Origin of the sequence: Acinetobacter sp. YH01024 (assembly GCF_013420195.1) — a bacterium.
Lineage (GTDB): Bacteria > Pseudomonadota > Gammaproteobacteria > Pseudomonadales > Moraxellaceae > Acinetobacter > Acinetobacter amyesii.
In genome coordinates this window covers 24,833-35,096 of record NZ_VOYQ01000037.1, presented here as the reverse complement: position 1 = coordinate 35,096, position 10,264 = coordinate 24,833, and the positions used below count along the sequence as shown (strand labels likewise).

Sequence of the window (10,264 nt, the reverse complement as noted above, 5' to 3'; positions counted from 1 at the left end):
TGCCATACTGGCAGGGCTTTCAATACTATTGAACACTCTTCAGTTGTTGTCAGAGTATTCGTCTGATGAGCTGAATGCGATTGCTCAGATCGCATTCAATTTATAAAAAATGTGTAGATACCTATGCCTAAAGGGACAGGGAATTCATTAAATGGTATGCCCTAAAGCTTCGCCCATCACCACAGTCGAGTTGGCTTTAAAGGTCGCATCCCATTGCATTTTGTTTTCTTCAAACAACACAACCGCTGTTGAACCTAAATAGAAACGGCCCAATTCTGCACCTTTTTCTAAGAATAAATCGTGTTGATTCAGTTCCAAACGCCCTGTCGGTTTAACTTTACCTGTAGCCACGGTTTCAATACCTGCCACGATCATTGCACCCACCAATACAACCGCCATACGACCAACTTCTGTATCAAATAAGCAGACCATGCGTTCATTACGAGCGAATAAACCCGGAATATTTTCAGCAGTGGTTTGGTTTACAGAGAATAATTCACCCGGTACATACAAAGTTTCTGTCAATGTCCCTGCAAATGGCATATGTACACGGTGGTAGTCTTTTGGAGACAAATAAACCGTAGCAAACTGACCATTTTTAAACGGCTCAGCCAATTGTGGATCGGCAATCAGGTTTTCAACAGTGAACTTCTGCCCTTTGGCCTGAAATACATCACCATTTTCAATTTTACCCAGTTGAGAAATTACACCATCTGCGGGTGAAACAACACTGTTGGCATTTGCATCAACTACACGTACGCCTTCTTTTAAAGAACGAGTGAAAAATTCATTGAAGGATTTAAATTTCAGGGCATTACTTTGCTCAGCAATCGACATGTCGATGCCATACTGCGCTTTAAATGCGGTAATCACAGCATTTTTCACCACAGGGTTTTCACTCGCAGCCAATTTACCCACGATACGTGATAATTTGTGCTGCGGAACAACACGCTGAGCTTGAATAAAAATTTGTTTTTTTAACTGAGATGTAAGGCTCAAGACGGCAACTCTCCGGTGATCACAGGACTATCGAGTCGGTTGCCCCACTCGCTCCACGCACCATCATAAGCTCGAATATTCCAACCGAGTAAACGTCCCAGTATATAAGCTAGGCCCGACCGATGATGGGACTGACAATATACCACCACAGGTTCGTTTAAATTGAACCCCAATTGTTCTAAGCGTTGTTGTGTGCGTTCTAAAGGATGCAATTTTAAATGATTTTCCCGGTTAAGGGCAGTACTCCATTCGAAATGTCGTGCCCCCGGAATGTGACCGCCGCGTCGCGCAGCCAAACGTAGGCCTGTATATTCATCTTCGGTACGGCAGTCCCATACTTGGATTTGCTCCTGCTGCACACGAGCCAATAGCTCATCATAGTCGGTTTGATACTGAGCACGCGCCTCTGCACTGACTTCAACCAATGGGCTTACGGGTTCAAATTGCTCAATTTCAGACGAGGTTGGTAAGCCTGCCCCAAGCCAAGCATGGATGCCACCATTGAGTAGACTGGTATTTTCAAAACCGAGGCAATGCAAGTTCCAAATCAGTCGGCCAGCCCATGCCCCACCTTCATCGTCATACACCACCACATGATGATCTGGACTGATATTCAAATAACGAATGAGCTGTTCTAAGCCAGCTTGGTCAGGTAATAGCCCCATCGCTTGTTCTTCTTGGCGCACTAACAGTTTCGGCTGCACATGCAGGGCATGTGGAATATGTAACTGGTCATAAACCGAACGACGACTCAAATCGACGATCCGTAGTTTTTCATTGCCCAAATGTGGAACCAATTCTTCCGCTTCAATCAGCAGACCAAAATTCAGTGTAGATGCTGTCATCGTTGTTCGTGTTGTATTTTGTGCGATTAAATTCGATCTTAGCATAAGTCATTTTCACTATTATTCTGAATTTTTGCATTCCTTTAGCAATATTTTAGATATAAAAAAGCCGAATCATTGATTCGGCTTTTTTAGTTTTATCTAATGCTGTGTTTAAGCGCTAACTTCAGAGATGTCAAACACCTGACGCAGATACGCCAAGAAAGTATCGTTATCCGTCATGGTTTTACCCGGACTATCTGAGATTTTTGCCACGGATTGACCATTACATTCCACCAGTTTCAGTACGATATTCAGCGCAGTTTGCCCCATATCATTGGTCAAGTTGGTGCCAATACCAAAGCTGACTTGGAAACGGTCTTTAAAGTAATTATGCAGATCCCAAGCTTTTTCGATATTTAGACCATCACTAAAGGTCAACATTTTACTTTTGCTATCGACTTTAAGCTTTTTGTAATGTGCATAGGCCTTATCGCCCCATTCATACGGGTCGCCACTGTCATGACGTAAACCGTCGAATAGTTTGGCAAAGTACAAATCGAAGTCACGTAAGAATGCATCCATACCGACAACGTCCGTCAAAGCTATCCCTAGGTCACCACGGTATTCTTGGACCCAAGTTTCCAGTGCCGCTTTTTGAAAGTCACGTAATCGAACATCAAGAGCTTGGAACGCCTGCAAGAATTCATGCGCCATGGTGCCGATTGGAATAATATTCAAATCTTTGGCAATCAGGACATTACTTGTGCCACGGAAAATATTTGGAACGGCTTGATAAAACTCAGCAATCACATGTTTTTGCCATTCGTAGCTATAACGACGGCGCGTCCCAAAATCAGAGACTAAGAATGGCGGATCATTTGGATTTTGTGCCGCTTCGTATTGTTTTAACAGCGCAATTTTATGTTGAAGACGAAGTTCACCTTCAACCAATGTTTCTGGGGTACGAATACGTTGGAAATACAGTTCATTGACGATCGCCAAGACAAAGATTTCAAACATCATCGCTTGAACCATTGGGCCTTCTACCCAAATATCTAAACGACCTTCTTCATCAATGCCGGCTTTAATAAAACGACGTTTGAGCTGGAATAATTCAAGATAATCAACAAAATCGCTTTTAATAAAACGTAAACTGCGTAAATACTGCAATTCATCTTCTTTAAACTTCAACTGACATAGCATGTCGAGCTGCGTGTTTAAATCATCCAAAATTTCGACCAGTGGATAGGCTGTATCATCCAAGTTACGGCAGCGAAAGTGATACACACTATGGGTTTGCGGAAATTTGTGTAACACCACTTGAAGCATGGTGAATTTATACAGATCTGTGTCTAATAAGGATTGGATGATTGGAGACATAAAGACTTTCAGTTTTTATCAACTCTTTGCATTAAAGCATACTTTATTGATAAAAAGCCGATTGATTTAGTGGAATAACTTATAAATCACCACGATTCATCGACTTTTTTCAATTTTTTTGCTAAAGCTGAGCGCGATCTAGCTCACTATTTTTTGAGCAACTGTCGATATTTTTCTTCTTGACCAAATTCACGTGCAAACTGCTCTGCGGTCTTTTGCCCCGTTTTTTTTGCATTGGCATCACAGTCCACTTGGCGTAATTGCTTTGCAATCGCCCATTCCAATTTAAACATGGCACCCATCAAAGCGGTGTTACCTTTATTGTCACGTGCGCAGCGGTCTGCACCATGTTCCAACAAGCGAGTCACAATATTTTGGTGACCATAATAGGTCGCCATCATCAGTGGTGTAAAACCCGAAGCATTGCGCACATCGACCGGAAAACCGTGCTTAAGAAATTCATTGATGACTTCTTCATTGCCAGTTTTGGCTGCAGCAAAGAAAATTGCGATCAATTCCTGTTGTGAGGTCATCTGATCGCTTGCAGTTGCTTTAGCGGGGGAGATATCTTCCGCGATTGCCACGTTTGCGAATGCGGAACCAAACGCAAGAAGACTGGCTAAAGTCAAATGCTGCATAACTTTCATGATGAACTCCAACAGAAATCGAATGTAGAATTGAATTAGAAACAATTCATTTCATTAAAAAAATGAATATTTAAGGAGTGCCTATGAAACTCCCCCTAGGGTGCAGGAAAGGTATGGAGCTTCATAGGACTTTTTTGAGGTAACGTTCTAGACCCTAGTTACCAATCCTTCAGACTGATCGAAATTAGTCTTTCAGTTGTGCTGCTTTAGCTTTTACTGTTGCAAGGTTGCCGTTTACTGCTTTAGTCATACGCATACCGTAGTCTGCATCTGCTTTGTAGAAGTAAGACAACATGATGTGCTTGGTTTCAGAATCTTTTACGTTGCCAAGATCCGCAGCCAAGTTCATGATTAAATCGTCTTTTTCTTTAGCAGAGTATGAACGGTAAAGCTCACCCGCTTGCTTGAAGTTTTGCTCTTTGGTACCGATCTGTTGAACTGTGCCTGTCAGCGGAGTTTGAACAGCGCGTGCTTTCTCAGTGGCAGCTTTAGGCACTTTACGACTTGGCTCGTAGTTCACGTCAGAATCACGCTCGCTAACATTCATGTAGCCATCTTGGTTGTTGTTGTTAACAGCAACAAGCGGACGGTTGACTGGAATTTGCTGGTGGTTCGCGCCTAAACGGTACATTTGAGTATCTGAGTAAGAGAAGATACGACCTTGTAATAGACGGTCTTCTGAAGGCTCGATACCTGGAACTAAGTTACCTGGAGCCAATGCCACTTGTTCAGTTTCATTGAAGAAGTTTTTCGGCATACGGTTCAGCGTTAACGTACCGACTTTAGTTTCTGGAACTAGGTTCGTCGGCCAGATTTTTGTTGGATCAAGCGGGTCAAAATCAAAGCTGTTTAAATCTTTAGGATCTAACACTTGGATATAAAGATCCCATTTCGGGAATTTACCAGCGTTGATGTTGTTATAAAGATCGTTAGTCAAGTGGTTGAAATCTTTACCTTGTTGCTCAGCAGCTTCTTTAACGTTCAGACCTTTCACACCTTGTTTAGAGCGGAAGTTGAATTTAACGTATTTGTATTCGCCTTTGTCGTTATAAAGCTTGTATGCATGCACACCAAAGCCGTCTTGTTCGCGGTAGCTGGTGCACGCCTTGGTTACCATACACATAAGTCAACATGTTGGTTGCCCATGGCTGGCTAGACAAGAAATCAAATACGCGGTTTGCGTCTTGAACGTTGTTGATTGGGCTAGGCTTCATGGCATGGATGAAGTCTGGGAATTTGATCGCATCACGGATGAAGAACACTGGAGTTTGGTTACCCACTAAGTCCCAGTTGCCTTCTTGTGTATAGAACTTAATCGCAAAACCGTGCGGATCACGTAAAGTTTCTGGAGAACCTTTACCGTGAATTACAGTCGAGAAACGTAAGAAAACTGGAGTCTTGGTACCTGCTTTGAACAATGAAGCAATGGTTAGATCAGATAAATCTTTAGTTGCAACGAATTCACCATAAGCACCTGTACCACGGGCATGTACCACACGCTCAGGAATACGCTCACGACCAAAACGTTGTAATTTTTGAACCAATTGCACGTCTTGAAGTAGAACTGAACCATTTGGACCCGCAGTAATCGAGTTTTGGTTATCGCCTACTGGTGCACCATTGTCTTTGGTTAATGGCGCTGCTTGAGTCGCCGCTGTTGCTGTTGCTAACATCGCAACCAATAAAGAACGCTTAAACATCGTCTTAATCTCTCTGTTAAATACCTTTCCTGCCCCGCAAAGATACTGATATTCAATAAATAGATAAAACAGATTATTTTTATAAATTCAATCGTATTATTAGATTTATAAAAAATATACAGTTCATTTTCAAATGTTTGAGCCCAAAAAATTCTACACATCGCCTCGAAAGAAGGATGCATTTGCTACAATCCCTGCCCTATGTTCAATTTTCTACTCGGAAGAAGTTATGCGGGCCTTGTTACAACGTGTTTTAGAAGCCAAAGTGGTGGTCGATGGTGAGATCACGGGTGAAATTAATCACGGTATTTTGGTGTTTTTAGGCCTTGGCAAAGCTGACGATTTAGAAAAAGGCAAAAAGCTGATTGATAAGATCTTGAAATACCGCTTTTTTGATGATGAACAAGGCAAGATGGGCTGGAATGTCAGTCAAGCCGGCGGCGGTATCCTCTTGGTGTCTCAATTTACCCTGATGGCGCAAACGCAAAAAGGCCTGCGCCCCGATTTTGGCCCTGCCATGCCGCCAAACGATGCCAAAGCACTGTATGAACAGCTGGTCGATTACACCAAGAGCCAATATGACCATGTACAAACAGGCATCTTTGCCGCCGACATGAAAGTGCATTTGGTTAATGACGGTCCAGTGACCTTTAATTTAGAAGTTGAATAACCACTGAAGCATTAAAAAAAGCCCTCAAAAGAGGGCTTTTTTTAATGCTTCTCCTTTAGGAGGAGAACAAGGCGTAAATCTTACTTACCTGTTTTTTCTTTAATAAACGCACGTGCGATTTTGATTTTTTCTTTAACCGGTTTTGGAAGTTTAGGTGGAATTAACTTCGCCACTTGGTTAAACCAAACCAGTAGACCAAAATCACCTTCCATTTTAATACTGCCATTTTGCATACCCGTCATGAATGCAGTTGGGTCACCTTTCATCAGGGTTTTTACGCCCTGTTCACTGTCCGCAAATTGCAAAATAAAGTCTGCTTTTTCAGCATCGCCTGAAACAGTATCAATCTGTCCGTTATTTACAATAATTTGACGTGCAACACCTAAATCCGTGCCGATTTGAATGCGGAATTGACGTTCATGAACCAATTCAATGAATTTAGGGCTAGTACGTGCAAGCTGTTTCATACGAAGCGCTAAACCTGCCACGAGTAAATCAAGTGGATCCGTACTGACATCAACTAAAGGTAGTTTTACGACAGGAATTGATGATAGTTTCATGACTTAAAGCCTATTGTAATTGTTGGAAAATTGACTGGCTTCATCCTAACATAACTTGGCTTTTGAGAAGTAAGGCTTTGTATCTCAAATCGGACTAATGCGTTCATAAAAAAATGCGCCCCTAGGCGCATTTTCATTGAAATTTTGTTCTGGCACTTATCGGCTCGAACATTGCTGTTCTTCATCATATACAGGCGTGTGTTCTATACATTGGCGCTTTGCCATCGCACGCTCTGCACGGCGGTCTTCACGTAACAATACTAAAGTGAATACCACCATTGCGGCCATTAATGCCGTTAAATAACTATAAGTCACTGATAATTCAAACATGGTTTGTGTGCCAAATCGAATCACTTCAATGAGTCCCCACACCAGCATCCCCGCCAGCATAAAACTTAACCAGCGACGATAAGGCGAGAAGAAAACAGCAATCACAGCCGCCGATACCAAGCTCAGGCCAACGATTGTTGCTAAATTCGCTGTTAACATAAAAACCTCCGTCATTTGACAGCTGACATCTCTTGTCTTACAGGATGCTGAGCCGTCTCACTACTGTATCTTCAGTAAATAGATTTGGTCGATCTCAATCTCTTGCAAGCATTATGCTGAGTTTTTTGCATAAAAAAAGTCTCGTTTTTTGTCCATGCGACACACCTTGTCGCAACATTATTTTGTCATTACATTTTTTCTTTTTAAAGAATTTCTAGAACAATGATGGCATCTCGTTTCGAGTGTCATTACAAAAAAAACAGCTGGTTTTAAGCTAAAAAAATTAATTTTTCGAATGCTGTTAATCGTTGTTTTTATCGACAATTTTCTTCTACCGTTCATCGGATGAGCTGAATTCTTGGCATAAAAAACGCAGCCTTTTGGCTACGTTTTTTAGTATGAATTAAATGCTTTTAAGCACGATTTAAATCTTTATCATGCACCCCAAGCAGGTAAAGAACACCATCTAGACCCACGCTTGAAATGGCTTGATTAGCATTTTGACGCACCAAAGGTTTCGCACGGAAGGCAACGCCTAAGCCGGCTAAAGACAACATTGGCAAGTCATTCGCACCATCACCGACTGCAATAGCTTGTTCTAATGAAATCCCCATTTCTTCAGCGATTTGAGTCAACAAGTAGGCTTTGCGGGCACCATCCACAATATGGCCTTTCACTTCACCGGTTACCGCGCCATCTTGGACGTCCAGTACATTGGCATGGACTTCATCGATACCCAGTTTTGCTTGTAGATATTCAGCAAAATACTGAAAACCACCTGACAAAATAGCCGTACGATAACCCAGTGATTTCAGCGTTGAAATCAGACGTTCCGCACCTTCTGTGACAGTCAGACGTTCTGCAATTTTAGGTAATACCGAAGCATCCATACCTTTGAGCAGTGCCACACGTGCACGGAAACTTTGTTGGAAATCGAGTTCCCCTTGCATAGCACGTTCAGTGATTTCAGCCACTTGAGCGCCGACACCCGCTTCAATTGCCAATTCATCAATCACTTCTTGCTCAATCAGCGTTGAGTCCATATCAAAGCAGACTAAACGACGATTACGACGGTAAGCATTGTCTTCTTGAACGGCAACATCTACCCCTAGTTCAGTAGATAAACGTAAACATGCTGCACGCATCGCAGTGGCATCCAACATTTGGCCTTTTAAACCAAATTGAACACAGGCACGGCGCGGACCTTCGCTCGATCCATCTAACTCTGGACGGCCAGATAAACGAGTCACAGTTTCGATATTGAAGCCTTGGCTCGACACAATATTTGTAACTGCCTGTAAATGAGACGCCTGTAATTCTGGCGCAAGTGCCGTAACGATATAGCGTGTGCGGCCTCCCTCATTTACCCATTGTTGATATTCTGTTGTAGAGATTGGTTTAAAGCGCACAGTTAAGCCAATATCATGTGCTAAAATCAACATCTCCTTCATGGCTAATGCTGTCGCAGTCTGGTCTTCCGACGAAACAACAATACCTAAAGTCAGCTGATTGTGGATGACTGCTTGTCCGACATCTAAAATCTGTAAGGAATGTGCGGACAAAACCTGCATTAATCGTGTAAATTGATTAGGTTGGTCAGGTCCTAAAAGTGATATAAGAATGATTTCTCGCATGAATTGACTCGGGTCTGAGCTACAACTAATGTAAGAATCATAATCTAAATTGAATAGAAATGCCTTGGAAGTTTACGTTGAATGCGCCTAGACAAGGGCTATTTGCTAGCCTATTAGTAGTTTGTTTTGCTTTGCATACCTTTTTATTGGTATTGGCAACAACCCACCAACTGAACGAAAACCGTGCCAGTCAGGGACAACTGATGACCAGTCAATTGGTTACAGACAGCCTATCTGAGCTTGAGCCGGCCAATACCGTATCATTAGCTTTACTTGCTGACCGCTATGCAACCAACCCGAGCGTGGCTTCCATCCGCATCTTAAATGCCAATAATCAAGTTTTGGCCACAGGCGGTTTGACCAAAACCCGTGACGGTGAAATCTTTGTTCGTGATGCGTTGCAAAACGAAAAGAAAGTCGGAACGGTTGAAATCACTTTAATTAAACCAAGTATTGGTGAAATCTTACGTACCCAATGGGCTGCGATTCTATTTTCATTATTCTTACATGGCTTGTTATGGTTGGCGTATCGCGCTATTGCGCGTCCAAGTCGTACTGAATATTTAGCGCGAATCAACAATGAATCACGTCTAAAACATGAAATTCAAACGCTAGCGCAGGCTTTAGAACAAGAAAAACATAATGCCGCTGTGGCGATTGCTCAAGCGCAGCAAAATGCGCAAGCCAAAGCAAAACAACATAAAGACATGAAACCAGTGGTTCTCGACAGCAACAGCTTGGCATTAAATATTCAATTTTATGATCCGAAACAGCTGCTCGATAGCGTCAACAAAACCGTGTCTGTGCCGTATTTTAATCTCTGCCAAATTTTCTTAAATAAAACAACAGAACTCTGTGTTCAACATTACAAATTGAACAGTTCTGACATCAGTACGGTACATAAGTTTGATGAACATGGCGCAACCATCAGCATGACCGCTGACACTCCAGATGCGCTGCGTTGCCTCACCATGATCAGCTCAGTATTCCAATTGCTTTCTGATGTTTTATATAAACGCTACCGTGAAGAAAAACGTTTCGTTTTACAAACCCGTAGTGCAATTTCAAGCTCTGTCGAAGCCATGCAATTGTCTTCTGTACAAGCGGCTGAACGTTTAGTACAACAATTGGTTGCCAAAGAAAGTGCCATTCATGTGCCGACAACTTTGCTCAAAGAGATTTCAGATCATTTCCAATTGGTCAGCTTGCCAAATCCGACCAATGTGCTCACTCGTCATGCGTTTATGCTCAATGGAATGGACAGTGATGCCGCTGAATTGGCTCAAAACTTCAGAACTGAAATTTTAAAATCCAAACAATCAAAAGCCTCTTAAAGGTTTTAGCAAAATCAAAAATCC

Annotated in this window: 9 protein-coding genes and 1 pseudogene; 2 read left to right on the top strand and 8 right to left on the bottom strand. The window is 42.3% G+C overall.

Annotated features, from left to right (window positions below; all coding sequences use genetic code 11):
• Nucleotides 1–147 precede the first annotated feature (147 nt).
• The 5 genes and pseudogenes from asd to FTT88_RS13370 all read right to left on the bottom strand — a co-directional run bounded on the left by asd (nucleotide 148) and on the right by FTT88_RS13370 (nucleotide 5,553).
• Complete coding sequence (asd, locus tag FTT88_RS13390) at nucleotides 148–999, bottom strand: archaetidylserine decarboxylase (protein ID WP_180173998.1); 852 nt, start codon at nucleotides 997–999, stop codon at nucleotides 148–150.
• On the bottom strand, nucleotides 996–1,844 hold the full coding sequence (locus FTT88_RS13385) for a sulfurtransferase (protein ID WP_180173999.1): 849 nt from the start codon (nucleotides 1,842–1,844) through the stop codon (nucleotides 996–998). The genes asd and FTT88_RS13385 overlap by 4 nt, the downstream gene beginning before the upstream one ends.
• A 153-nt stretch (nucleotides 1,845–1,997) precedes the next feature.
• A complete protein-coding gene (gene pncB / locus FTT88_RS13380) occupies nucleotides 1,998–3,206 on the bottom strand; it encodes a nicotinate phosphoribosyltransferase (RefSeq protein ID WP_180116796.1) in 1,209 nt (402 codons plus the stop codon).
• A 146-nt stretch (nucleotides 3,207–3,352) separates the two neighbouring features.
• Nucleotides 3,353–3,853, bottom strand: a complete 501-nt coding sequence (locus FTT88_RS13375; RefSeq protein WP_180049699.1) for an ankyrin repeat domain-containing protein — start codon at nucleotides 3,851–3,853, stop codon at nucleotides 3,353–3,355.
• Nucleotides 3,854–4,037: 184 nt separating this feature from the next.
• A pseudogene (locus tag FTT88_RS13370) lies at nucleotides 4,038–5,553 on the bottom strand (catalase).
• Between the two features lie 229 nt (nucleotides 5,554–5,782).
• Here FTT88_RS13370 and dtd point away from each other — a divergent pair.
• Complete coding sequence (gene dtd, locus FTT88_RS13365; RefSeq protein ID WP_168379709.1) at nucleotides 5,783–6,223, top strand: D-aminoacyl-tRNA deacylase; 441 nt, start codon at nucleotides 5,783–5,785, stop codon at nucleotides 6,221–6,223.
• Nucleotides 6,224–6,303: 80 nt separating this feature from the next.
• Here dtd and FTT88_RS13360 read toward each other — a convergent pair whose 3' ends face one another.
• The 3 genes from FTT88_RS13360 to serB form a co-directional block, all read right to left on the bottom strand.
• Nucleotides 6,304–6,783: an SCP2 sterol-binding domain-containing protein gene (locus FTT88_RS13360; RefSeq protein ID WP_078190615.1), complete on the bottom strand. Its 480-nt coding sequence runs from the start codon at nucleotides 6,781–6,783 to the stop codon at nucleotides 6,304–6,306.
• Nucleotides 6,784–6,939: 156 nt separating this feature from the next.
• Nucleotides 6,940–7,272 (bottom strand): AciT family ciprofloxacin tolerance protein, encoded by a 333-nt coding sequence (aciT, locus tag FTT88_RS13355; RefSeq protein ID WP_078190616.1) that lies wholly within the window; start codon nucleotides 7,270–7,272, stop codon nucleotides 6,940–6,942.
• A gap of 413 nt (nucleotides 7,273–7,685) precedes the next feature.
• Nucleotides 7,686–8,906: a phosphoserine phosphatase SerB gene (gene serB, locus FTT88_RS13350; RefSeq protein ID WP_078190617.1), complete on the bottom strand. Its 1,221-nt coding sequence runs from the start codon at nucleotides 8,904–8,906 to the stop codon at nucleotides 7,686–7,688.
• A gap of 77 nt (nucleotides 8,907–8,983) precedes the next feature.
• On the opposite strand from serB, the gene FTT88_RS13345 reads away from it, so the two are divergent.
• On the top strand, nucleotides 8,984–10,240 hold the full coding sequence (locus FTT88_RS13345) for a hypothetical protein (protein ID WP_078190618.1): 1,257 nt from the start codon (nucleotides 8,984–8,986) through the stop codon (nucleotides 10,238–10,240).
• Nucleotides 10,241–10,264: the final 24 nt, after the last annotated feature.